Source organism: Sorangium sp. So ce1153 (assembly GCF_051521595.1).
Classification (GTDB): Bacteria; Myxococcota_A; Polyangia; order Polyangiales; family Polyangiaceae; genus Sorangium.
On the sequence record NZ_CP150361.1, the window covers coordinates 1,113,096 to 1,139,102 of the forward strand.

General features: G+C 69.3%; 16 protein-coding genes. All 16 read left to right on the forward strand.

Annotated elements, in window-relative coordinates; genetic code table 11:
* Positions 1–314 precede the first annotated feature (314 nt).
* The 16 genes from WME85_RS03815 to WME85_RS03890 all read left to right on the forward strand — a co-directional run bounded on the left by WME85_RS03815 (position 315) and on the right by WME85_RS03890 (position 25,995).
* Positions 315–1,421, forward strand: a complete 1,107-nt coding sequence (locus tag WME85_RS03815) for a hypothetical protein (protein ID WP_437756730.1) — start codon at positions 315–317, stop codon at positions 1,419–1,421.
* 254 nt (positions 1,422–1,675) lie between these two features.
* Positions 1,676–2,032 carry an NADH-quinone oxidoreductase subunit A gene (locus WME85_RS03820; RefSeq protein WP_437835321.1) on the forward strand — a complete coding sequence of 119 codons (357 nt, stop codon included), beginning with the start codon at positions 1,676–1,678 and terminating at the stop codon, positions 2,030–2,032.
* Entirely contained in the window at positions 2,020–2,604 is a 585-nt protein-coding gene (locus WME85_RS03825) for an NADH-quinone oxidoreductase subunit B (RefSeq protein WP_437307667.1), read from the forward strand. Before WME85_RS03820 ends, WME85_RS03825 begins: the two co-directional genes overlap by 13 nt.
* Positions 2,601–3,281, forward strand: coding sequence for an NADH-quinone oxidoreductase subunit C (locus WME85_RS03830; RefSeq protein ID WP_437835322.1), 681 nt, complete (start codon positions 2,601–2,603; stop codon positions 3,279–3,281). The genes WME85_RS03825 and WME85_RS03830 overlap by 4 nt, the downstream gene beginning before the upstream one ends.
* A 3-nt stretch (positions 3,282–3,284) precedes the next feature.
* Positions 3,285–4,499: an NADH-quinone oxidoreductase subunit D gene (locus WME85_RS03835; protein ID WP_437835323.1), complete on the forward strand. Its 1,215-nt coding sequence runs from the start codon at positions 3,285–3,287 to the stop codon at positions 4,497–4,499.
* A gap of 87 nt (positions 4,500–4,586) precedes the next feature.
* A complete protein-coding gene (locus WME85_RS03840; RefSeq protein ID WP_437835324.1) occupies positions 4,587–6,284 on the forward strand; it encodes a 2Fe-2S iron-sulfur cluster-binding protein in 1,698 nt (565 codons plus the stop codon).
* Entirely contained in the window at positions 6,281–8,047 is a 1,767-nt protein-coding gene (locus WME85_RS03845) for a complex I subunit 1/NuoH family protein (protein WP_437835325.1), read from the forward strand. The genes WME85_RS03840 and WME85_RS03845 overlap by 4 nt, the downstream gene beginning before the upstream one ends.
* Before the next feature lie 11 nt (positions 8,048–8,058).
* A complete protein-coding gene (locus WME85_RS03850; protein WP_437307672.1) occupies positions 8,059–8,733 on the forward strand; it encodes a NuoI/complex I 23 kDa subunit family protein in 675 nt (224 codons plus the stop codon).
* Between the two features lie 186 nt (positions 8,734–8,919).
* On the forward strand, positions 8,920–10,377 hold the full coding sequence (gene gatB, locus WME85_RS03855; protein ID WP_437835326.1) for an Asp-tRNA(Asn)/Glu-tRNA(Gln) amidotransferase subunit GatB: 1,458 nt from the start codon (positions 8,920–8,922) through the stop codon (positions 10,375–10,377).
* Positions 10,378–10,518: 141 nt separating this feature from the next.
* On the forward strand, positions 10,519–11,211 hold the full coding sequence (locus WME85_RS03860) for a hypothetical protein (RefSeq protein ID WP_437835327.1): 693 nt from the start codon (positions 10,519–10,521) through the stop codon (positions 11,209–11,211).
* A gap of 28 nt (positions 11,212–11,239) precedes the next feature.
* Positions 11,240–12,085, forward strand: coding sequence for a lysophospholipid acyltransferase family protein (locus tag WME85_RS03865; protein WP_437835328.1), 846 nt, complete (start codon positions 11,240–11,242; stop codon positions 12,083–12,085).
* A gap of 81 nt (positions 12,086–12,166) precedes the next feature.
* Positions 12,167–15,604, forward strand: a complete 3,438-nt coding sequence (locus WME85_RS03870) for a GAF domain-containing protein (RefSeq protein ID WP_437835329.1) — start codon at positions 12,167–12,169, stop codon at positions 15,602–15,604.
* A gap of 1,001 nt (positions 15,605–16,605) precedes the next feature.
* Entirely contained in the window at positions 16,606–18,288 is a 1,683-nt protein-coding gene (locus WME85_RS03875) for a SpvB/TcaC N-terminal domain-containing protein (protein WP_437835330.1), read from the forward strand.
* Positions 18,185–23,275, forward strand: a complete 5,091-nt coding sequence (locus WME85_RS03880) for an RHS repeat-associated core domain-containing protein (protein WP_437835331.1) — start codon at positions 18,185–18,187, stop codon at positions 23,273–23,275. The genes WME85_RS03875 and WME85_RS03880 overlap by 104 nt, the downstream gene beginning before the upstream one ends.
* A 171-nt stretch (positions 23,276–23,446) precedes the next feature.
* On the forward strand, positions 23,447–24,070 hold the full coding sequence (locus WME85_RS03885; RefSeq protein WP_437835332.1) for a hypothetical protein: 624 nt from the start codon (positions 23,447–23,449) through the stop codon (positions 24,068–24,070).
* A gap of 635 nt (positions 24,071–24,705) precedes the next feature.
* Positions 24,706–25,995 (forward strand): hypothetical protein, encoded by a 1,290-nt coding sequence (locus tag WME85_RS03890; RefSeq protein ID WP_437835333.1) that lies wholly within the window; start codon positions 24,706–24,708, stop codon positions 25,993–25,995.
* The last annotated feature ends 12 nt before the right edge of the window (positions 25,996–26,007 follow it).

The window sequence follows — 26,007 nt, forward strand, 5'->3', positions numbered from 1 at the left end:
TCAGGTGCAGGGCAACAGTGGCCGGCGGGCAGGCGCTGGTCGGCTGGGGCTGGGCGACCGAGGAGCGGTGGCAGGGCCGGGTCGGGCCGGCCGCTGCCGCGTCGCCCCGGAGGGCGGGGGCGCGTGGGGGCAGGTGGCCCGGCGTGGCGCGATGGATGGCGGACGGCGCTTCGATCCGGCGAGCGACGCGCGCGCCTACTAGGAGTTTTCTTGAGGGCGGCGCGCGCCCGTGCGAGTCTCGGCCCCCCTGGGACATGCGTCCGCCATCCGGGACGCGCCCCTGTGATCCAGGTCGAACCATGCCAAAGGAACGCGTGTTCTCCCTCGATGCCGTCCGGACCGACGGCTGGTTCGAGCGCATCGGCGACGGCATCGGCAGCTTCCAGGCGCTCTGCGAGATCGTGGGCGAGGCGTTCTTTGCCTTCTCGATGATCACGGGCGCCCGCATCACGGCGCTCACCGTCGACCGCCGCAACCCGGACAACACGCTGGTCGACTTCGTGATCGCGCCGCCGGGCGAGGAGGAGATCGACGGCGACGTCCAGCGGCTCACGCTCGCGGACTTCCGCCACCGCCTCGTCGGCGCCCTGCTCACCGAGGACACGACGCCGCAAGCCCCCGAGCGGGACACCGACCTCGAGGGCCTCCAGCTCCACATCGGCGTCCGCTACCTGCTGCTCGCCCCGCTCTACGGCTACAGCCTCCGCAAGCTCTCCGTCGAGGGGAAGACCTCGCGCCTCCTCCTCCTGCGCGACGGCATCGAGGAGACGCACGAGCTCAACGAGTTCCGCGCCCGCATCCGCTCGCACGTCCGCGACGAGCTGGAGCGCGCCTCCGCCGGCGCGCGCTCCGCCATCGACCTCACCAAGGTCGCCGAGGCCGAGGTCGCCTCGCAGCGCGGCGACTTCCCGAAGGTGATCCAGCTGCTCGGCACCTGGCCGGCGCCGCTCGCCATCTTCCTGCGCACGCCCGAGGGGCAGATGCTCACCCCGGACGCCCGCAGCCTCATCGCCAAGGGGCTCGGCCTGCTCGGCACCGCGTGCGTCAAGCTCGGCGAGGAGCACCAGGGCGAGGAGGTCATGCGCCTCGCGGTCCAGTACGCGCACGACGGGGCCGCGGCCGGCGACATCTTCCGCCGGCTGGGCGAGGCCATGCTCGACGACGGCCGGGCGGGCGAGGCCATCGGCCCCCTCCGCCGCGCCGCGAACCTCGGCGCCCCGCCGAAGCAGATCTGGCCGCTGCTCGCGCGGGCGTTCGTGCAGCGCAAGAAGTTCGTCGCCGCCCTCGCCTGCGTCCGCGAGGCGCGGAGCGCCGGCGTGCCGGACGCCGACATGGTGGAGGAGATCCGGGAGATCGAGGCCACCCTGGGGACGGCGCTCACCGCCTGGAGAGGGCTGGTCCTCGTGGCGAACCGCTCCTAGGATCGCGGCCCGCCGGTCGCCCACCGGTTGACTGACCGCCTCCATTGACACCCCCGCGGCGGCCGACTAGATCCGGCGCGGATTAAGCCGAGATCGCTCGGATTTTTGCTGTTTCAACGCAGCATCGCCGCGTCGCTCTCACCTTGTTGGACTGCATGGTTCGGGGCCGCGGGCCCCGAGGTCTCGCCCGAGAAGCCGCGCGCTGCGGCGAGGCGGTCGGCCCTCCGGGGCCAACCCGTAGGAGTGCTCTCTCGATGGCCACCTACATCCCCTTGTTCCTGCTGTTTCTCGTGGCCGCGGTCATCGCGCTCGCCATGTTCACGCTGACGTCGCTGCTCGGCCCGAAGAACCCGACGGCCGAGAAGATGATGCCCTACGAGTGCGGCAGCGACTCGACGGGCGGGCGGTTCGTCAAGCCGAGCGTGAAGTTCTACCTGACGGCGATCCTCTTTGTCGTGTTCGACATCGAGGCGGTGCTCATCTACCCGTGGACGATCCAGTTCCGAACGCTCGGCTGGACGGGCCTCGCGACGATGAGCTCGTTCATCGCGCTGCTCGTCGTCGCGCTCGTTTACGTGTGGAAGAAGGGAGCTCTGGAATGGGAGAAATGATGGGCGGAGGCCCCTCCACGCGGGTGATGGAGGGCTCCGAGCACGGCTTCGCGACCACGCGCGTGGACGCGTTGCTCAACTGGGCGAAGAAGTACTCCCTGTTCCAGTACCCGTTCGTGACGGCCTGCTGCGGCATGGAGTACATGGCCATGGCGAGCCCGCGCTACGACATGGCGCGGTTCGGCGCCGAGGTGCCGCGCTTCTCGCCGCGCCAGGCCGACCTGCTCTGGGTGGTGGGGACCATCAGCCAGCGCCAGGCGCCCGCGCTCAGGCGCATCTACGAGCAGATGGCGGACCCGAAGTGGGTGCTCGCCTTCGGCACGTGCGCCTCGTGCGGCGGCTTCTACGACAACTACACGACCGTCGCCGGCATCGACAAGATCATCCCCTGCGACGTCTACGTCCCTGGCTGCCCGCCGCGGCCCGAGGCGGTGCTCGACGGCCTCATGCTGCTCCAGGACAAGATCGCGCGCGGCGACCGCACGCCGGCGATCGTCAAGCCGCGCGAGGACCCTGCGCAGACGGCGGAGCGCCTCGTGACCCTCCAGCGCAAGGAGCGGAGCCAGACATGAGCAAGAAGGTGCTCGAGATCCTCACGGCGCAGTTCCCGGGCGCCGTGCTGGAGACGCACTCGCAGTTCGGCGACGACACCGCGGTGCTCGACCCGGCCGCGTGGCGCGACGTCGCCCTGTTCCTCCGCAACGACCCGCGGACGCTGATGAACATGTTCGTCGACCTCACGGCGGTCGACTACCTCTGGCGCGGCGACGTGCCCCGCTTCGAGGTGGTCTGCCACCTGCGCTCGTTCGAGAAGAACCACCGCATCCGCATCAAGGCGCGCGTGGGCGACGAGGAGGGCAACGGCGCCGAGATCGACTCGATCGTCCCGGTGTGGAAGGGCGCGAACTGGTTCGAGCGCGAGTGCTACGACCTGCTCGGCATCGTGTTCCGGGGGCACCCGGACCTCCGGCGCATCCTGATGTACCCGGAGTTCGAGGGGCACCCGCTGCGCAAGGACTACCCGGCCAACCGCATCCAGCCGCTCATCCCGTTCCGGGACGTGCCGAACACGGGCAAGCTGCCGCCGTTCGGCCCCGACGAGGGCATGAGCTTTGGCCGCCAGTCGCACGACTTCGCGCTGCACAACGCCGGGGCGGGGGCGTCGCTCGAGTCGACCGGCGGGGATGAGGCGTCCGACAAGGGCAAACCGCAGGGCATCGGCGTGGGTGCGCTGCAGGAGCGAAGCTGACCGATGGAACCCCTGGATCGCGATCTGGACGAGGCCCACCTCGATCTGCCGAGTGAGCCGATGCTCCTCAACATGGGGCCGTCCCACCCGGCGATGCACGGCACGGTGAGGATCGTGCTCGAGCTGTCCGGCGAGACGATCAACAAGGCCGACGTGCAGATCGGCTACCTGCACCGCGGCTTCGAGAAGATGTGCGAGCGCGGCACGTGGACGCAGGTCTTCCCCTACGTCGACCGGCTCAACTACGTCTCGCCGATGCTCAACAACGTCGGCTTCGCGCTGGCGGTCGAGAAGATGCTCGGCGTCACGGTCCCCGAGCGCTGTCAGTACTACCGCGTGATCCTCGGCGAGATGGCGCGCATCTGCGATCACATGATCTGCAGCGGCGCCATGGCCATGGAGCTCGGCGCGTTCACGCCGTTCCTCTACCTGTGCCGCGCGCGCGAGATCTTCTGGGAGATCTTCGAGGAGGAGACCGGGGCGCGCCTGACGCACAGCTTCGGCCGCGTCGGCGGCATGGCGCGGCCGCCCACGCCCGACTTCAAGTCGATGGTCCGGGTGGGCCTCCAGCGCGTGCTCGCGCTCATCCACGACGCCGAGAAGCTGATCCTGAAGAACCGCATCTTCCTCGATCGCCTCGACGGCGTCGGGCAGATCTCGAAGGAGGACGCGCTCGCGCTCGGCTGGACCGGCATCGTGCTCCGGGCGACGGGCGTGCCGTACGACGTGCGCCGGGCGAACCCGTACATGGTCTACGACCGGTTCGAGTTCGACGTGCCGGTCGGCACGCGGGGCGACAACTACGACCGGTTCATGTGCCGCCAGGAGGAGATCCGCCAGGCGGCGAGGATCATCGAGCAGGCGCTCGACCAGATGCCCGACGAGGGGCCGATCAACATCGACGATCCGCGCATCGTGCTGCCGCCGAAGGAGGAGGTCTACACGACCATCGAGGCGACCATCCAGCACTTCAAGATCGTCATGGAGGGCATCAAGGTGCCCGCCGGCGAGTGCTACTCGTACACCGAGGCCGGCAACGGCGAGCTCGGCTTCTACCTGGTCTCCGACGGCAGCGGCACGCCCTACCGCGTCCGCATCCGCCCGCCGTGCTTCGCCACGACGCAGGGGCTCTCCCAGCTCATCACCGGGCTGATGATCCCCGACGTTGTGCCGACGTTCGGCTCCCTCAACATGATCGGCGGAGAGTGCGACCACTAGCGACGGCGGCGACGGCGAGAGAAGCGCTCCCGTCATCGAGTTAAGGAGCGGGGGCCCTGCGCGGCCCCGCCGGGAATCGAGATCACGATGCCTACGATCAAGATCGACGGAAGGGAGATCCCCTTCGAGAGCGGTGACACGATCATCCGGGCGGCGCACCGCGCCGGGATCGACATCCCCCACTACTGCTGGCACCCCGGCCTCAGCGTCGCCGCCAACTGCAGGATGTGCCTCGTCGAGGTGCTGCCGCCGCCGGGGCGGCCGGCGATGAGCCTCGACATCCTCCGCTGGGACGAGGCCAAGCAGGACTACGTGCCAGCGGCGAAGCCGAAGCTCCAGCCGGCCTGCCAGATGGCGTGCTCGAACGGCATGGAGGTGCTGTCCGAGGGCAGCGACCACGTGTCCGAGGCGCGCTCGGCCGTGCAGGAGCTCCTGCTCCTGAACCACCCGGTCGACTGCCCGATCTGCGACCAGGCCGGCGAGTGCCGCCTCCAGGACTACTGGCTCGAGCACCAGCGCAAGGGCAAGCGGATGCAGCAGGAGCCGGTGCACAAGCCGAAGGCGGTCACCTTCGGGCCGACCATCGTCTACGACGCCGAGCGCTGCATCGTCTGCACGCGGTGCATCCGCGTCTGCAACGAGCTCGCCCGCGACCCGGTGCTCTCCGTCCGCGAGCGCGGCAACCTCGGGGAGATCACGGTCTCGCCCGGGCGCGAGCTCGACCACAACTACACGCTGATGACCGAGCACGTGTGCCCGGTCGGCGCGCTCACGTCGCGCGACTTCCGGTTCAAGGCGCGGGTCTGGTTCCTCCGCAGCGCCCGGACCGTGTGCCAGGGCTGCGCGACGGGCTGCAACGCGTACCTCGACTACGATCCGCGCAACAACACGCCGTACCGGCACCGCCCGCGCGAGAACATGGCGGTCAACACGTACTGGATGTGCGACGAGGGGATGCTCTCGTACCGGCGCGCGGTCGAGGGGCGGCTGCTCACGGCGCTCGTCGGCAACGACGACGCGAGCCTCGAGGACGCGCTCGCCGCGGCCAAGGAGCAGCTCAGCGGCCACGCCGACGACCCGTCGAAGGTCGCCGTCGTCCTGTCGGCCCAGCACTCGAACGAGGACAACTTCGCGCTCTACCACCTCGCGACGACGTACCTCGGCGCCACCGACTTCTTCGTGTCGGGCAAGCCGCTCGGCCAGGGCGACGACATCCTGATCAGCGAGGACAAGAACCCGAACACCCGCGGCGCCGTGCAGATCGCGGCGGCGACCCCGCCGCGCCCTGTCGCGGAGCTGCTCCAGGGCATCGCGTCGGGGCAGTACGCGTACGTCGTCGCGCTCGGGTCGGACCTCGAGGTCGACGCGGGCGAGGCGCAGCGGGCGCTGTCGCGGCTCAAGGGGGTGGTGACGATCGCCGCCCACGAGGGGCCGCTGGCGACGGCGGCGCGCGTAGCCCTGCCGGCGTGCTCCTGGGCCGAGGCCGAGGGGACGTACGTGAACAGGAAGGGCCTGGCGCAGCGGAGCGAGCGGGGGCTGCTCCCGCACGGCGACGCGCGCCCGGCCTGGGAGCTCATCGGCCGGCTCGGGCGCACGCTCGGGTACGCGACCGGGTGGAAGACCCTCGCCGAGCTGCGCCGCGCGATGCCGCCCGGCGCTGTCGCCGGCGCGGCGGCCGCGCCCGAGGCGGTGCTCGGCGCCGCGCCCCCCGCGCACACCGCGGCGGCGACGGCGCTCGCCGACGGGTCGCGCGTCGAGCCGAAGAAGACGGAGGCCACGGCATGACCATTGTCGAGCTCGCTCTCGCGATCGTGAAGATCCTCATCGTCGTCATGTTCCTGCTGAACATGGCGGCGATCGCGACCTGGGCCGACCGGCGTCAGGGCGCGATGGTGCAGGACCGCGTCGGCCCGAACCGGGCGGTCGTCTACCTGCCGTCGCTGCTCGTGCGCGGCATCGTCTTCCTCCCCCCGGCGGCGCTCGGGGCGCTCGCGGTGTTCACCGCGACCCGCCCGATGTCCGGGCCGTCCGCGGTCGAGACGCTGGTGATCAGCGCGCAGTTCGCCGTGTTCGTGGCCTGGCTCAGCCTGCTCGTCATCTGCGCGTCGGCCCGCCGGAGCGGCCCGAGCAACGCGGTCGAGGAGGCGCTCTCCCGGTTCGACCCGCGCAGCGTCTTCTACGCCGGCGTCCTGGCCCACGTGCTGGCCTTCTTCGTCACGCAGGCGATCCCGCTCTCGGCGGCGCCGACCGCGGCGCGGGTCGCGTGCGTGCTGCTCGGCGCGCTGCTCCTCGCGGCGGGCGCGCTCACGGCCCTGAGCGTGCCGGAGGGCAAGGTGCCGCTGCGCCTCCTCGGCACGCTCCACGCCGCCGCCGACGCGATCAAGATGATCTGGAAGGAGGACTTCATCCCGAAGAACGCCGACCGGCTCCTCCACTCGCTCGCGCCGCTGCTCGCGATGTTCCCGGCGCTGGTGACGTTCGCGGTCATCCCCTTCGGCGACAAGCTCTGCTTCGAGGACAACGGCGACAGGGTCTTCGGCTTCGGCGACCTCCCGCTCCTCAAGAACACGGTCGACCAGGCGTTCACGTGCAACGGCCACGTCGTGAACCTGCAGGTCGCCGACCTCAACGTCGGCATCCTCTACATCTTCGCGATGGCGGGCACGGGCATCATCGGCGCCGCGCTCGCCGGCTGGGCCAGCGACAACAAGTTCTCGCTGCTCGGCGGCCTGCGCGCCGCCAGCCAGATGGTCAGCTACGAGGTCGCGATGGGCCTCAGCGTCGTCGGGCTCTTCATCATCTACAGCAGCGTCCGGCTCGGCGACATGGTGCAGTGGCAGGCCGAGCACGCGTGGGGGATCTTCGTCCAGCCGGTCGCGTTCTTCCTGTTCCTCGCGGCGCTCGCGGCCGAGACGAAGCGCATCCCGTTCGACCAGCCCGAGGGCGAGAGCGAGATCGTCGCCGGCTACTTCGTCGAGTACTCCGGGATGAAGTTCGGCATGTTCATGACGGGCGAGTACGTGGAGCTCATCACGTCGAGCGCGCTCCTCGTCACGCTCTTCTTCGGCGGCTACCACCTGCCCTTCCTGGACCGCGACGGCATCAACATCGCCTTCGGCGACACGACGCTGTTCCAGTACAAGATGACGCACTTCGCCGTGAGCCTCACGTACGTCCTCGCGTTCTTCGGCAAGACGATCCTCATGACGTGGGTGCAGGTCTTCTTCCGCTGGACGCTGCCGCGCTTCCGCTACGACCAGGTGATGCGGCTCGGGTGGACGAAGCTCCTCCCGCTCACGCTCGTCAACATGATGGTGACGGGCATCGTGGTGCTGGCGGTCGACTCGGCGCCCGAGGGGCTCCGCGGCGGCCTCCAGGTCGCCGCCGACGTCTCCCACGCAATCGTCGCCCTCGGCGGCTTCGCGGCGGTCGTGGCGCTGATCGCCGGGCTCCTCGAGCCGGTCGAGCGTCACCGCGTCGTCAACTCCACCTCGGCCCGCTTCGCCGCTGCGGCCGGGGGCACCAAGGCAACGCCGCAGCAGGCGTAGAGGAGAGTCCCATGGCGAGAGCTACTCCCAGCAACCCCTGGACCAAGCCGGCCGGCAGGCCGATCACCGGCAAGCCGGTGCCGCGTCCCGTCCGGAGCGCCGACGTGCAGGCCTACATCCCCGAGATGGTCAAGGGGCTGGGGATCACGATGAAGCACTTCTTCAAGAACACGAAGGAGATGGTGCTCGGCCAGAAGCCGGACCCGGTGCTCGACTCGCTCCAGCCGGGGGTCACGACGATCAGCTACCCCGAGGAGAAGCGCCCCTACCCGGAGCGCTTCCGGGGGATCCACCGGCTCACGCTGCGCGAGGACAACTCGCCCCGCTGCGTCGCGTGCCTCTGCTGCTCGACGGCGTGCCCGGCGCAGTGCATCTCGATCGAGCCGGCCGAGTACCCCGAGGGCGACCGGCGCCACGGCTACGAGCGGTACCCGGGCAGCTTCGTCATCGACGAGCTCCGCTGCGTGTTCTGCGGCTACTGCGTCGAGGCGTGCCCCGTCGACGCCATCCGCATGGACACCGGCCTGCACGCGGTGCCCTACGACTCGCGCGAGCAGTTCATCTACAAGCGCGACCTCCTCATGACCCTCGCGGACCGCTCGGGCTCGCGCCTCACCGCGAACCGGCGCCACGAGCCGGGCGACCCGACGCACCCCGGCCTGACGCGCGAGCACGCGGATCACTGACCTGGTTCGCCCGGCGGGCTCTGGGCCTGCCGGGCGACGGAGCCCCACGCGTCTCTCGTGCGGGCGGCGGGGCCCGGCGCGCCTCTCGTCCGGGCGCCGGGCGGCGGGGCCCGGCGCGCCTCTCGTCCGGGCGGCGGAGCCCGGCGGGCCTCTCGCCCGGGCGAGGTTCTGCTAGAAGACCCGGCCATGGCGACGACGTACGGCTCCTTCGAGGCGGTCATCGGGCTCGAGGTCCACGCGCAGCTCCTCACCCGCACCAAGGCGTTCTGCGGCTGTGCGACGAGCTTCGGCGACCCGCCGAACACGCACACGTGCCCGGTCTGCCTCGGGCTCCCCGGGGCGCTCCCGGTCCTGAACCGCGAGGCGGTGCGGATGGCGGTGAGCGCCGCGCTCGCGCTCGGCTGCGCCGTCCAGGAGAGCAGCATCTTCGCGCGGAAGAACTACTTCTATCCGGACCTGCCGAAGGGCTTTCAGCTCAGCCAGTTCGACCGGCCGCTCGCGCTCCGCGGCGTGCTCGAGATCGAGACCGAGGCGGGGAAGAAGCGGGCGGGGATCACGCGCGTGCACATGGAGGAGGACGCCGGCAAGAACCTCCACGGCATCGGCGGCCTGTCGGTCGTCGATCTCAACCGCGCCGGCACCCCGCTCATCGAGATCGTCGGCGAGCCCGACCTGAGCTCGGGCGCCGAGGCGGCCGAGTACCTGAAGCGGCTGCGCGAGATCCTGATGTTCATCGGCGTGAACGACGGCAACCTCGAGCAGGGCAGCTTCCGCTGCGACGCCAACGTCTCGGTCCGCAGGGCAGGGGAGGCGAAGCTCGGCACGCGGACGGAGCTCAAGAACATCAACTCGTTCCGCTTCGTCGCCGAGGCGATCGATCTCGAGATCCGGCGGCAGATCGCGCTCATCGAGCAGGGCGGCCGGGTGCGGCAGCAGACCCGCGGGTACAACGCCGAGAAGAAGGAGACGTACCTCCTCCGCGACAAGGAGAACGAGTCCGGCTACCGCTACTTCCCCGAGCCGGACCTGCCGCCGCTCGTCGTGGACGAGGCGTTCCTCGCCGGCGTGCGCGCCGCGCTCCCCGAGCCGCCGGTGGACAAGCGGCGCCGCCTCACCGAGTCGCTCGGGCTCACGCCGTACGCGGCGTCGGTGCTGACGGGCCACCCGCAGATCGCGGCGTTCTTCGAGGAGGCGGCGCGCCTCCACGGCGACGCGGTGAAGGTCGCGAACTTCGTCCAGGGCGAGGTGCTGCGCGACACCCGCACGACGGGGTTGTCGGCGACGTTCCCTGTCTCCCCGGCGCAGGTGGCCGCGCTGCTCCGCCTCGTGGACGAGGGGGCGATCAGCGGCAAGCAGGCCAAGGAGGTGTACACGGAGATGGCCGGCACCGATCGGGCGCCCGGCGACATCGTCCGCGACAAGGGGATGGCCGTCATGAGCGACGCGTCCGCGATCGAGGCGATCGCCGCGTCGGTCATCGCCGCGAACGCGAAGCAGGCGGCGGCGTACCGCGCCGGCAAGACCGCGCTGCTCGGCTTCTTCGTCGGGCAGATCATGAAGCAGACGGGGGGCAGCGCGAACCCCGCGGTCGTGAACGAGGTGCTGAAGCGGCTGCTCGAGGGCGCTCCCGTCGCGGGCGCGTGAAGGAGCTTTCTCCGCGCCGTGGCGTGAAATAGGGTAGCCGCTCAGGCGATCTCGCCGCCGATCCCGGCCGCAGCGCTGCACGGGGGCGCGCTGGCGAGGCGAGTCCGGGTCGCGGCGCGCGCCGGAGGAGGGGAGCGAGGGATGAACCAGGGCGGCTCTGGCGGCGACGGCGGCGGATGGGGACAGCCTCCGGGGGGCGGCCACGGCCCGCCCGGCGGAGGTGGTCAGGGGCCGACCGGCGGCGGCTACGGCCCGCCCGGCGGCGGCTACGGCCCGCCCGGCGGCGGCTACGGCCCGCCCGGGGGCGCCTACGGCCCGCCCGGCGGCGGCTACGGCCCGCCTCCAGGCATGCAGTCGCCCTACCGCGCGCCGCCTGGCGGCGGGACCGGCCAGAACCTCGAGCGGTTCCTCAAGCCCGGCCTGATCGGGGGCGTCGTGGGCGGCGTGCTGTCCGGCCTGCCGCTGGTCAACCTGCTCAACTGCTGCTTCTGCCTGCTCAACGTCGCCGGCGCCGCCGTCGCTGTCTCGCTCTACCTCAACGAGCACCCGCACGAGCGCCTCTCCGGCAACGACGCGGCGCTCTGCGGCGCCATCGCCGGCGCGGCGGCCGGCCTGATCGCCGGCGTCTTCGACCTGGTCATCAAGGTCCTCTTCGGCACCCTCCTCGGGGGCCTCTACGCGAGCCTCCCCCCGGACCTCGTCAAGAACCTGGCGATCGGCAGCCTCGCCACCGCCATCTACATCCCGTTCTATGCGATCGCCTACAGCGCCATGGGCGCGCTCGGCGGCTTCCTCTCCCTGCAGCTCCTCTTCAAGGATCGCCTCGCCTCCTGATCAGCCCGGCGACCCGGACACCTGAAGCATGGCCAGCGAACATCCCCTCGACGCCCTCCGCTTCCCCCTCCGCGCCGCCGGCTTCGTCGGCCTCACCTTCGGCATGTACGGCCTGCTCGAGGTCGACACGGCGCTCTCCAGCGCGGCCGACCGCGAGGTGGTCCTACATACATGGATGCGCCGGTACGGGCGCGCGCTCCTCAAGCTGTACGGCCTCGACGTGCGCGTGAGCGGTCTGAGCGGTCTTTTCCAGGGAGAGCCCGCGCACGGGCGCGGTGGACCCGCCGCCGGCGCGGAGTACTACCCTGGCCGCGATCCGGCCGGCGTCGGGCGGGTGTTCGTGATGAACCACCGCTCCGCGCTCGACATCATGGTCACGCTCGCCTTCTTCGAGGCGACGGTCGTGAGCCGCTCGGATCTCGCCGGCTGGCCGGTCGTCGGCATGGCGGCGCGCCGCGTCGGCACGCTCTTCGTCGACCGATCGAGCAAGCGCAGCGGCTCCGCGGTCGTGCAGGCGATGTGCGCGGCGCTCAAGCGCGGCCGTGGTGTGATGGTCTACCCCGAGGGGACCACGTTCTCCGGGGACGAGGTCCGGCCGTTCCGCGCCGGCGCCTTCACCGCGGCGTGCCGCGTCGGCGCGCAGATCGTCCCCGTCGGCCTCGCGTATGGCGGCGCCGATTCCTCGTACGTGGACGAGACGTTCGCGGCGCACATGGCCCGGGTGAGCCGTGCGCGACGTATCCCCGCGGCGCTCGAGGTCGGCGCGCCCATCGCCACCGCCGGCCAGGACGTCGACGCCGTCCGTGATGAGTCGCACCAGGCCGTCCAGGCGCTGGTCCACCGCGCCCGCGCGCGGCTCGCCTCCGACGGATAGAGCGCCGCGCTTCGCTCGCGCGCCGGCGCCGCTGGCTTCTGCGATCGCCCCTCGCTACCATGCGGCCGGCTGTCGACCATCATGGAGCGTGAAGGCAACCCGAGCGAGACCGCCATGGCGTGGCAGGTCCTGAAGCAGCCACGCGGTGGAGCGATCCATAATGAGCTGATGTTCCTGGCGGACGCGAGCGAGCAGCTCACCGGATCGCTGGATCCGCACACCATCCTCGAGCGGCTCGCGCGTCTGTCGGTGCCCTTCCTCGCGGACTGGTGCACGGTCGATCTGATCGAGCGCGGCGCCGCGGACACCATGGGCCTGGTCGGATCCGTCCCGCCGCCGGCGCCGCGCGACGACGACGACGACGGGCCGCCGTTCGCGCCCGGGGTGAGCGCGGTCGATCTGACGCCCCCGCCGGGGATCCACGCGGCGCGGCGCCAGCGCGCCGCGGCCGAGGCGGCGGGCTCCGATCGCGCGGGCCAGGCGGGAGGCGCGAAGCACAAGTTCTGCCGGGTCGCGGCGAGGCACGTGAACCCCGAGCGCGAGGGGCTCCTGCGCGCGATCTCGCCCGACGCCGAGGAGCGCCTCGGCATCGCCAAGGTGCTGCACAGCGGCGAGTCCGAGCTGCTCCACGAGCTCGACGGCAGCCAGAGCGACGAGGCCGCCGAGCGCGCCGCCGCGCTGGAGCAGCTCGGCACGCGCTCGGCGATGGCGGTGCCGCTCATCGCGCGCGGCCGCAAGCTCGGCGTGCTGTCGTTCGGCGTCTCCGAGTCGAACCGCATCTACTCCGCCGACGACCTCGTGCTCGCGGCCGAGCTCGCGCACCGCGTGGCGCTGGCGCTCGACAACGCCTACCTCTACCGGAAGGCGGAGGAGGCGCGGCAGTCCGCGGAGCGGAGCGCGGACCGCGCCGCGTGGCTCTTCGCGGTCACGGCCGCGCTGTCCGACGCGATCACGCCGCCCGCGGTGCTCCGCGTGCTCGCGAGCGACGTCGTCGCGGCCGCCGGCGGGATGACGGCCATGGTGGCGCTGCGCGCCGGGCTCGGCGGCGAGCTCGAGACGGTGCGCTCCACGGGCTACCTCGAGGCGCAGATCGCGCGCTTCAAGACCTTCGACCTCAGCGCGGAGCTGCCGCTGGCGCGCGCGGTCCGCGAGCGGCAGCCGATCTTCCTCGAGTCGGAGGAGCGCTTCCGCGAGTTCGATCCGAGCTTCGCGGCCTGCTGCGCCGCGACGGGCGAGCACGCGTACGCCGCGATCCCGCTCTTCCTGGAGGGGCGCGTGCTCGGCGCCGTGGGCTTCGGCTTCTCGACGCCGCAGTCGTTCACCGAGGACGACCGGGCGTTCATGCTCGCGCTGGTCCAGCAGAGCGCGCAGGCGCTCGAGCGGGCGCGCCTCTCCGCGCTGCAGACGGAGGAGGCGATGCACCTCTCGCACGAGGTGCTGAAGCAGATGCCGGAGGCGATCCTCGTCACGGACGTCGAGGGCAACATCCGCTACTGGATGGGCGAGGCCGAGTCGATCTTCGGCTACCTCTCGGAGGAGATCGTCGGCAAGAGCATGTCGCTGCTCCACCGCGAGGACGTGCGGGAGGAGAGCACGGGCCGGATCCTCCAGCAGATCGAGGACGCGCGCACGTTCGTGGGCGAGGTCCCGTGCGTGCGGCGGGACGGCTCCGAGGTGCCGATCGAGATCACGGCCTACGCGGTCCACGACCAGGAGGGCCGGCCGCTGTTCCTCGTCGGCATCCACCGCGACATCACCGATCGCAAGCGGGCCGAGGAGGAGCGCGCGCGGCTCATCCGGGTGCAGGCGGCGCGGGCCGAGGCGGAGGAGGCGGCGCGGCGCTTCGCGTTCCTCGCCGAGCTCAGCACCGCGCTCGCCGCGTCGCTGGACTTCACGGCGACGCTCCAGTCGCTCGCGCGGCTGGTCCTCCCGGTGCTCGCCGATTTCTGCCTGATCGACATCGACGACGGCCTCGGCCTGCGCCACGTCGCGGTCGCGCACGTGAGCCCGCTGAAGGAGCCGCTGCTCCGGTACTTCCACCCGAGCCGCGTCGACGGCGAGCCGGGCCCGGTGGCGCGGGTGCTGCGCACCGGCCGGTCGGAGCTCTACGCGGACGTCCGCGGCGACGTGCTGCTGCACGAGGCGATGACGAGCGAGGAGGCCGCGGCGAACCGCGCGCTCGCGCCGCTCTCGTACATCGTCGTGGCGCTCCGGGCGCGCGGGCGCATCCTCGGGGCGATCTCGCTCGTGTCGTCGGAGTCGGGCCGGTTCTTCGAGCGGGCGGACGTCGCGTTCGCGGAGGAGGTCGCGCACCGCGCCGCGCTCGCGCTCGACAACGCGCGCCTCTACCGGGAGGTGCAGGACGCGAACCGGCTCAAGGACGAGTTCCTCGGGACCGTGTCGCACGAGCTGCGCACGCCGCTGAACGCGATCCTCGGCTGGGCGAGGATGATGCAGGCGGGCTCGCTCGACCGGGTGGCGGAGACGCGGGCGCTGTCGGCGATCGAGCGCAACGCCGAGCACCAGGTGACGCTGATCGACGAGCTGCTCGACGCCTCGCAGGTGGTGACGGGCACGCTGAAGATCGAGCGGCTCGCGGTGGAGCTGACGCTGCCGGTGCAGACGGCGGTCGAGTCGGTCCTGCCGTCGGCGGCGGGCAAGGGCGTGGCGATCGAGACGCGGCTCGACCCGGAGGGCGTGTTCGTAGAGGGCGATCCGGCGCGGCTCCAGCAGGTGGTGTGGCACCTGCTCTCGAACGCGGTGAAGTTCGCGCGGCCGGGTGGCCTGGTCCAGGTGCAGCTGTCGCAGGACGAGCGCTTCGCCGAGATCCGGGTGAGCGACGACGGGGAGGGCATCACGGCGGATCAGCTGCCGCACGTCTTCGAGCGCTTCCGGCACGAGGACAGCAGCGGCGGGCGCCGGCACGGGGGGCTCGGGCTGGGGCTGTCGATCGTGCGGCACATCGTCGGGCTGCACGGCGGCACGGTGCGCATGACGAGCGCCGGCCCGGGGCGCGGGACGACGTGCACGGTGCAGCTGCCGCTGTCGACGGGCGCGACGGCGACGGCGCTGACGAGCGCGGGGATCGCGCCGGATCCGCGCAATCCGTTCCCGAGGCTCACCGGGGTGCGCGTGCTGATCGCGGACGACGATCCGGACACGCTGGCGATGCTCTCGTCGGTGCTCCGGCGCTGCGGGGCCGAGGTCAGCACGGCGACGTCGAGCACCGAGGCGCTGAAGCTGCTGGAGACGTCGGAGCCGGCGCTGCTCGTGGTCGACATCGGGATGCCCGGGGAAGACGGGTACTCGCTGATCCGGAAGGTGCGGGATCTCTTGCCGCGCAAGGTGGGGCGGACTCCGGCGCTGGCGCTCACGCCGTACGCGCGGACCGAAGACCGGGTGAGGGCGCTGGCGGCGGGGTACCAGATGCACGTGCCCAAGCCGATCGAGCCGATCGAGCTGGCGGCGGCGGTGAAGAGCCTGGCTACCGGGCTGCTGCCGTGGTCCCGAGAGGAGTGACGGGGGGATCCAGGGGGGCGTGCGGAGACGGAGCTCCCAGGGGGCACGCGCCGGGGTGGGGGTGTGCGCGGCAGCGCGCGGGGGGCGCTCGGCCATCCGCCAAGACGGGGGCGGGAGAGCTTACGCATGGACCACCGCCCGGCATGTCTCACTTCGGGCCATGCCCTCTGAGACGTCTCGTTGCGCGCCACACAAGGCGCGCCTGAGACGTGGAGATACCGGGGGACTTATGGCACCTCGTTCGGTACTCCACCGCGCCCCCCGCGCGCTGCCGCGCACACCCCCACCCCGGCGCTCACCGCCCCGGGCCTCCTGAGAAAAGATAATAAGGAGGGCCCGGTTCGCCGCCACCACGGAAAAGGGGGCGGTACGCGAAGAATGCGCTCGTATCGTCCAGCGGTTGAGCGAACTGGCGCCAGTGGTCCGCTGCCCTACCCACGGTCGTGCCCTCGGTTCCGCGGTCGAATTCGCTCGAGGGATGCTTCAGGGGCGGCAGATGACCCGCCCGCGGGCGGTACCGGCCACTCGAGCACCCGGCGGGTGATCGAAGCCCACGCGTCCGCGTGCTGGAACGTATAACGCACCTCTTTGCGCGCGAACTCGCCCGCGAGACGATGACCATAGCCATGGTCTTTCCTTTCGATACCTGACTTGGAGATACGCGGCCTGACTCGCACACGTGATGACGCGCCGAACTGCATCTTCTGTGTCATCCTCGTCCCGTGCCACCTCGAGGGCCGCGGCGCCCAAGGGCTGTACCGGTTCACCCCCGGAGCCCTCCGCGGCTGCGCCTCAAGGGCTCTGATGAGCACGACGCCGACGCTCCGGGATGATTGACAGCAGAGTTCCCCCAACGTAGTGAACTTTACTACGATTGAGGCTGCACATGCCTCCAGCGACCTCGGCGCAGCGCCAGGGGAAACATCTCGACGAACACCGCACGCAAGTACCTGTCCCTGCGGCAGGACAGGACTCACAGATCACGCTGTCATGCGATCGCCGTGCTCTGCCTGGCGCTTTCATTCCAGGCCATCGTCGTGCTCGGAGCCGGCTGCACGCTGACGAGCGACGGCGAGACCGGGCGCGCGCAGAGCGCGTCCACGGACCTTTGCCCGCCTCTCGCCGATGCGCCGGTCGACGCGGCTCCCTATGACGACACCGTATTCGGGACGGTGCCGGCCTACAGTGCCCCGATCCCAGGAGATGAAGAAGGACCGCACAACACCCCCAGCGTCACCCCTCCGGCGACTGCCCATACCGCCCTGAACTGGCCGTTTCGCACGCTGTCGCCGGCCGACGGGCTCGGCAAGACGCCCGGAAGCTTCGCGGTCGGGGATAGCGACGGCGCGGCCACCTATTCGATCCCCATCCAGGTTATCCCAGGTCGAGGAGGAATCCAACCCGAGCTAGCGATTCTATATCATAGCGACAAGGGTAACGGGCTCCTCGGCGTCGGGTTTTCGCTCCAGGGTCTCTCCTCGATCGCCCGCTGCGGACGCACGTATGCGGACGACGACACGCTGCACGGGGTCACCCTCACGCCCGATGACCGTTTCTGCCTCGACGGCCAGCGCCTCGTCGCTGTGAGCGGTGCCTACGGAGCAGACGGAACCGAGTACCGCACCTCCCCGGACACCTTCGTGAAGGTCGTGTCCCATGGCGGGTCGAAAGATCCGGACGTGTACACCGGGCCAGCGTCGTTCACCGCGTATACCAAGAGCGGGCTGAAGCTCAGGTATGGGGGCAGCAGCTCCAGCGCGAGGGTGCTCACGGGCAACGTTGCGCGGAGCTGGGCGCTGCGGACTGTTCACGATCGCGTCGGCGACTTCATGGAGGTCGAGTACGAGAGGATCTCGGTCGAGGGCGGTACGGCCGAGCACTACCCGAAGGAGATCCGCTACGGCGGCCATGTGCGCGGGGTCCCGCACAGCAGGAGCGTTCAGTTCGATTACGAGACGCGCCCCGACGTGCTGACGCGGTACACGCACGGGCTGGAGACGACGGTGCAACGGCGCCTGTGGCAGATCAGGGTCACGGCGGATCCCGACTCCACATCGTTTCGCCGCTACGAGCTCAAGTACACCCAGAGCGAAGGCAGTGGCCAGAGCCTTCTGAAGAGCGTGACCGAGTGCACGGCGGGCGCGTGCAAGCGCCCGACGCGGTTCGGATGGTCCGAGGCAGAGGCAGGGTTCGAGGAGGGCATCGACGCGACGGCTACCACACCGAACGCCGACGCGTTTGCCTCCCAGGTCGTCGTGATGGACATGAACGGGGACGGAAGGGACGATGTCGTCTACCCTGACATGGAGCGGTGGAACTTCGCGCTCGGCGTCGATCCTGGCTGGGAAGCAACACCGAACGAGCATCTTCCCAAAACGTATAGGACGGACACCCCGTCCACGGACGAGTACCAGGCGGGCGAATATCAGCGTGGGTTTCCGATCGACTACAATCAAGACGGTAAGACCGACCTTCTCCTGGCGGACCTGTCGCCGACCTGGCGTGTCCTCGAGTCGACGGTGACCGGGTTCACGATTCAGGATACGGGAATACCTCGCTCGCCGCGATCACTCCTGCTCGGTGATTCCGTGTACGACTTTCTCACGGCGGGCATTTACCTGGTCGATCTTAACGGGGACGGGATCGAAAGATCTCTTCGAGTTCGATTTCTGGCCCGGCGATGAGGAGTATTGCCTTCCTTTCACTCCGGAGGTGTGTGGTGGTCAGTGGGGTTACCGCCTGCACGATGGCCACGGCTTCGGTCCGCGCGTGATAATACCAGAGCTCGATGGAACCAGCATCGCGATGCCAGTTGTCTCGCTCGACGTCGACGGTGACGGAGCACAGGAGATTCTCCTGTTTCGTTGCACGGATTATGGAGCATACTCCATCGGAGGCTGCGAGCCTCTTGACTCGCGGGAATACCAGATCCTCCGGTGGCGGAAGCAGCCAGACTCCGGCGATGGACTGACCACGCTGACAAGCAGCGGCATCGATCGAAGCCTGGACTACAAGGAGGCGATGGTGCCTGTGGACGTCAACGGGGACGGCCTGAAGGACATCGTCGCGAGCAAACCGTACGTGGGCTCCGCCGACCACAGCTTGTCTCTCTGGATCAATCATGGAGGATCCTTTGTGCACCAGGGGACCGCGACCACCAGCGGATTCGTGGCGCTCCGGCATAACCTGCAGGCGAGCCTCGTCCTTGACCATGACGGAGATGGGCGCGAGGATCTGCTGGTCCCCTATGAACTCGATGACGTTGTGACATCGCTCGAGGGACCTTGGCCCTTGGGTGATGAGCTCAAGAAGTTCTTCCTTCTCCGGGCGGCGCCGTCGGGACGAGCCTTCCTGGTCGAAGACCCCGGGCTTCCCTACGAACCCGCTCCTGACGAGCAGACGAGCACCTCCTGGCCGAGCCGGCGAGGCCCGCGGATCGCCGATATCAACGGCGACGGGCTTCATGACCTGGTGACCGTTCATCAGGGAAATTTCCGGGTACGGCTCCACCGGGCTCAGGCTGGCGGGAGACCGGATGCGGTCGCCAGCATCCGCGACGGCGGCAATGACTTCGCTCCGATCCCGACCGTGCATACCAATGGGGCGGCTCCACCGACCGTCGCCATCCGCTATGCGCCGCTGATCCGCTCCTACAGCCCGAGCGTGCCGCTCGAGCACGGGACCGATCCAGATGCCGTCTACTTCCTCCGCGCGGGCGCTGGCGCACTGTGCAGCTACCCGTGCAAGCGGTTCGTCGGGCCGAAGTACGTGGTGGCCGAGCACCAGGAGGACGTCGGCACTGAGCCCGGTAGCCCGAGGGGATCGACGAACCGACGGCTCACGGCTCACTCGTACGAAGACGCATTCGTCGATCGACACGGGCGCGGGTGGCTCGGCTTTCGCGCGCACGTTCGCCATACAGCTCACACCGACGACCTCAGCGGCTCTGCCGAAGGGTATCCTGTCAGCAGGAGCGGCGTCTGGACGCGGACGGTCTACGACCCGACGACCTTCGACGCGGCGACGCGGAGCTATCCGTACGCGGGGCGGCCGCTCCTGACGCTCACCTTCGGGCATGACAGCTGCGGACCGGACCCGAGCGCTCCGTCGGGCATGTGGCTGTCAATGGACCGGGCGACCTGGGCGGTGCGCGCGACGAACGGCGGCCAGAGATACTTCGTCTACCAGAGCCGTGTGCAGGGCAGCGACCACGAGTGCATGCAATCGACACCCTTGGCTCTAGGACGGCTGCTCGTCGCGGACGAGATCTTGCAGGCCGAGAACGTTCCGTTCCGGGCCATGGACCTCGAGAGGGACGTGGACGATTTCGGCAATCCGACGAGCGAGGCGACGCAAGCATGGGCTCCCTCCGTCGACGTGGTGACTCCTTCGACAACGACGGTCGCGACCTACGACAACCACACCGACTCGTGGCTGATCGGCCTGCGCCGCGTGGTCACGACGACCGATGTCAGCGCCGAAGGCGCTCAAGTCCGCACGGGAGAGACGACCTACGATACCACAACGGGCCTGCCGACGCGGATCACAAAAGGCCACCCAGAGGAGGAGGCGCACTGGCTCGACACCCAGCTCGACTACGATGATTATGGGAACGTCGAGCGCTCGACGACGGTCGACGCCCATGGTGTCACGCGCCAGACCGTGTATACGTACGAGCCCGACGGCGCGTTCCTTCACGCCGTGCGCGACGGGCTCGGCCATACGACGCGTTTCAAGTATCATCCCTACCTGGGTGAGCTGGCTGCGGTCGTCGATCCGAACGGCCACACGACGTGGTCGGTTTACGACGGCTTTGGCAATCTGCGACGAGAGCACCGCCCGGACGGGAGCTCGACGACGCACTGGCTGACGCGCGATCTGGTGGGCGCGGAGTGGCTGGTCACGGCGCACGCACAGGAGACGACGGGCGCGACGTCGGCGACGCGGCTCGACCGGCTCGGTCGCCCGTTCTGGGTGCAGCGCCACGGTTTGAGGGGGAAGGTGAGCGAGACACGCCGGCGCTACTGGGGGTTTGGCGGCGTGCGCGCGGAGTCGTTGCCGTACGAGGCAGGTGAGTCGACTCCGGGGTGGACCGAGCATGCCTACGACCGCCGCGGGCGGCCCGCCTCGGTGGTCGAGCCGGATGGCGTGACGATCTCCATGACGTACGCCGGGACGAGGACGACGGTCACGAACGGACGGGCGCATCAGAGCACCGTGGTCCGCAACGGCCGAGGGCAGGTGGTGCGGGCGGAGGACGCGCGCCACGAGACGACGACGTACCACTACGGGCCGTTCGGCGGCCTTTTGCGGATCACGGACGCGCGGGGCGACACGCTCGCGCACGTGGTCGATGCGTACGGGCGCGTGACGGAGGCGTGGAACCCGGACTCGGGGGTGCGGAGCTTCGTCTACGATGCCTTCGATCAGGTCCGGTCGGAGACGGACAACAAGGAGCAGACGACGCTGCACTGCCACGATGAGGTGGGCCGGCCGACGGTGCGTCAGGACGTCGACGGGCTGACGCAATGGACGTACGATGACGGTCCGCACGCGGTCGGCAAGCTGGTGAGGATGTCGAGCCCTGATGGCGTCATCGTGCAACATGACTACGACGAGGCCGGCCGGCCTTGGAGGGAGACCACCGAGCTGCCCAGCCCGTCAGGGGGGAGCGAGTCGTTCGCGGTCCGGCGGGTGTACAACGCGCGGGGCGAGCTCCGCCGGGTGGCGTATCCCGCCGTGGACGATGATGCGCCGTTCGCCGTGGTCTACCGTTATGACGACTATGGCCACCTGACGGCCGTGGAGGAACCGGCGACCAGCCGTGAGCTATGGAGGTGGGACCACGCCGATGCGGCGAATCGGATCACCCGGGAGCACTTCGCCAACCGGGTGATGACCTCGCGGAAGTACGTGCCGGCCACCGGGATGCTGGAGCAGAGCACGACCAGCTGGCGGACATCGTCAGCGCCGCTGTCGACGCTGATCACCCTGCAGCGGCTGTCGTACGGGTATGACGGGAACCGGAACGTCGAGCATCGGACAGACCATCTGCAGGGGCTGACCGAGACGTTCGACTACGACGAGCTGGACCGCCTGGAGGACGTCTACCTCGGAGACGGAGCGACGCCTCTCTATCACTACGAGTACGACGACTTCGGCAACATCACGTACAAGTCGGACGTGGGCAGCTACGAGTACGACGGCGATCGGCCGCACGCCGTGCGGCACGCGAACGGCAAGACGTACGAGTACGACGAGAACGGCAACCAGACGGCCCGCCCGGTCGACGTGCGCGGCGCGAGCAGCGCGTCGGCGGCGATCACGTACACGCCGTTCGACAAGCCGCGCCGGATCGTGGCGGAGCACGGACCGACGACGTACGAGTACGACGGCGACCGGCAGCGCGCGCGCAAGGTGTCGCCGGCGCAGAGCACGACGTACGTGGGCGGGCTGTACGAGCGGCACGAGCACACGGCGGGTGGCGTGGCGCACAAGATGCGCGTGATGGGGCCTGAAGGCGTGATCGCGGTGGTGACGATCGCGGTCGACGCGGCGGGCAACGCGACGCGCAGCGAGCATTACCTGCATCCAGGCCATGATGGGTCCGCGGGTGTGATCACGAACGAGATGGGGACGGTGGTGGAGCGGCGCAGCTACGACCCGTTCGGGCAGCGCCGGAATCCCGATTGGGCGAACGGTGGACCGGCCGCGGTGCCTCCGAGCGAGACGATCGGGTTCACCGGGCATGAGGACGAGGAGGAGCTGTCGCTCATCAACATGCGAGGTCGGGTCTACGACCCGGCGCTGGGGAGGTTCTTGTCGGCGGATCCGTTCGTCCAGGCGCCATTCTTCTCGCAGAGCTTGAACCGCTACAGCTACGCGTTCAACAATCCGCTGAGCTTCGTGGATCCCACGGGGTACCAGGCGACAAGCGAGCAGATCTCCGAGTGGATGGACGGTGAGGGGTCTCCCGGGCTGACCTTCGATAACTGTGTCCTCGGTGATGGATGCGTTCACATCGAGGTGGGGCAGGAGGTGGGGCAGACTGGCTTGCCGGGCATCCACAACGATCCGGCGTCGGGCGAGCCGTTCGGTCATCGCGAGCCTGGTCCTCCAGGGTTGGGATTGGGTCTCAACATGGATCTGTCCGGTCTGCAGCCGGGCTACGCGCTCGGGTCACGATGGAACCCGTACAGCTCGCTGGGGCAGGTAGGGCGCGACGTGTTCGGGGAAGAGAGACCTGTTGCTACATGGTCGATGTCGCCGGAGACGACGCGTACATTGATAGGCGCGATGCCCCTCCCTGGCATGAGCAGCCTGGCGGTTTTCAGTAATCCGCGTGCCACGCCCACCGACAAGGCGATCGCGGTCGCGCTCGACGCGCTGAGCGTGGTCGCCGTGGGCTCCATCATCAAGTTCGCCAAGGCCGTTGGTGCCGCCAGCAAGGCAGGGAGCGCGGCGCGCGTCGGCGCGGAGGCGCTGGAGGCGTCGGTCGGGGTCGCAGCGAGGGGAGCGCCCGTGGTTCGCCAGATTGCGGGCACACCAGGGCTGCAACACTCATTCTCTCGCCATGCGGCTCAATGGTTCGGCAGGGAGGTATCGCCCAGCGCCTACATGTCACAGTGGCAGGCATGGTGGAGCGAGCAGCCTCGAGCGGTAAGCAAATAGCTTGGAGTACCGGCGATGCAGCGACCGTTGGTCATCTCGCACGCATTGAAGGGAAGTACTTCTTCGTGCAGTTTTACGAGGGAGGACCTCGCGCGGGTGAACTGGCAACGGCTTTCATCCCCAACCAGAGTCAGCTTGGTGCAATTCTGTCAGCCATGAAGTGAGAAATCCATGGACGCTCCGTTCCTAGAGCTGTCATTTTACGTTGGAACCGCAGGAGTGAAGCCTGCGCTTGAGGCGCTGGTCGCCAACCTGCCACCCGGGATTCTACCCAGGAAGCTTCGTCTACCCAATATGGTTGGGCTGATCGAGGAAGCAGAGGAGATTGAGGTGCTTGGCGGTGTCGTGGTCTTGCGCACCGAGGGTGAGGCCTTCTGCGGTGCGGCTCGAACAAAGGCCGGACGACTGAAAAAGCTTGGACGTAAGGCGTATGAGCGGTTCGTGGAGGTTGTGGATACGATCCCCTGCTTCTATGGAGCTATCTTGGTGGAATATTCTCTGGAGGAGCCTGGGGTGCTTCGACAAGATTCAAGGAGTCTTGCTTTTCGCAACTTCTTCCTGAGCGAGGAATCGCTCGGTCCTGTAGCAGTTCAACAGGCTGAAGTATTGGCAGGCAACGATGCATTCGTCGAGAAGCGCAAGCGTGGGATATATGTATCAATGTCTTCCGAGTTCAACCCGAAAGGTCGGCATGTCAATCCGCTAGAAGCCCAGGAACGTTCCACAAAGATCGCTGCTATTGTCGGCAGGGCGGTAAAGTCATCTTCGACGAGCCTCGACTGGCGTAAAGGCTGAATGAAACCAGCTAAGAGCACCTGACAAATCCCGTCGGGAGACGCGCGATAGTGGTCCGCTTTTGAACAGGTCCGGTCGAAGATGGACAACCAGGAGCAGATGACGCTGTACTGCCACGATGAGGTGGGCCGACCGCCGGTGCGTCAGGACGTGACGGGCTGACGCAATGGAAGTACGATGGGCCTGAGACGAAAAGGGCGCCAGACCCGGGGGGGGACCGGGGGTTCGAGGCGAAAAGGGCGCCAGACCCGGGGGTCCGAGGCGACCAGGGCGCCAGACCCGGGGGGTACCGGGGGTCCGAGGCGAAAAGGGCAACCGTGGAGCGGTTCAGGGCAACCGTGGAGCGGTTCAGGGCAACCGTGGAGCGGTTCAGGGCAACCGTGAAGCGGTTCGGGGCAACCGTGGAGCGGTTCGGGGCAACAACGGCAACCTGCGCGAGAGCCTGCGCGCATGCATGACCCGGAGAGCACATCCGGCGCGCTCCGCCCGACGCGGTGAGGCCGCTTCGACCAGGTTCGTGGCCGGCGCGACCAAGCCGATACGCGGCAACACCCTTATACCTCCTCTGACGCGTCCAGCCCGTAGTGGCGGACGCGCTTCATCACGATGTCTGGAGGTAACTCATGATGTATCGAATGGGACTCTCGCGGAACCCAGTGAGCCGCCGCGCCGCCGTGCTCATCACCACGGCGTTCGCCGTCGCAGGATGCTGCGAAAACCCGGGAGATGACGGCCACGAAGGGAGCGGCGGCGCGCAGACAAGCGCGGGCTCGGGCAGCAGCGGCACCTCGGGTGGTGACGGCGGCGCCTCGAGCAGCAGCGGCACCTCGGGTGGCGACGGCGGCGCAGGCAGCGGCCTCGCCCCGACGCACAGCGGACTCATCTCCATCCAGGATATCTCGATCCTCGGCGCGCCGCAGGCAGGTCACGGCCTCACAGTGCAGATCCTGTTCACCTCAGCAAAGCCCCCACGCTACGAGGAGCTGCCCGGTCAGCCCACCGGATGCAAGGGATGGGTCTACGACGCGCAAGACGATCCACCGCCGCCGCTCACCGATCAGGGCGTCGTCACGATCTCCGGCCTCGCGGGCGGACCTATCGATTGCCGCTTTCAAGGCAGTAGCTACGTCTGCCCAACCCACAGTGGAGCGGGCCAGGCGAGCGTGACCGCCGCGGAGATGGGAACCGCAGCGTACGCGGTCGGCGGCGCGATGTTCTCGGCCGCTGACGTGGGTCGCACCCTGCGCGTGGACGGCGCGGCGATGAGCGGAAATAACGGGGCGTTCCCCATCGTCGCCGTGGAGTCGAGTGAGGTGGCGATCGTGGCCAATCCGAGCGCGACCCAGGAAGCGTTCGCGGCCAGCTATGTCGTGCTCGCCGGCGCTGGGCCCGTCCCCGGCAACCCCAACGATCCGATCACGAGCGGCGATGAGGTCGTCGTTGCCATCGAGCCCGGCGGCTCGACGGCCTTCAAGGCCGCCAATCTGGGACCCCTCGTGGCGGGAGAGGCTTTCGAGCTCGACGACGCGTCGCAAACCCTCCTCGGCGCAGTGCCGCTCGACGGCACGCCGATGACCCTGGGCTGCGGCGGCCAGGGCGGGAGCTGCGGAGCCGCGCAGGGCACGATCGTGCGTATCACCAGCACCGACGGCGACGTCCAGGGGGCGTCGTCGTTCGCGATGCCGCCCCCCGCCGACAAGCAGGTCGAGGTCCAGTGCGTCACCGTGGGAGGCGACGGCTCAATCACCGTCCCGGCCGAGGCGATGCAGCTGTTCCAGGAGGCGCATCAGGCATCCTCCATCACGCGCATCCGGACCGCGTTCATGCGCGAGGGCGTGGCGAGCGCCACGAACCCCGCGCCAGACCCCCCGAACACCGTCCACGCGCTGGCCGGGCACGGGATCCTGGGCTTCACGAGCCCCTGAGCCCGCACGACA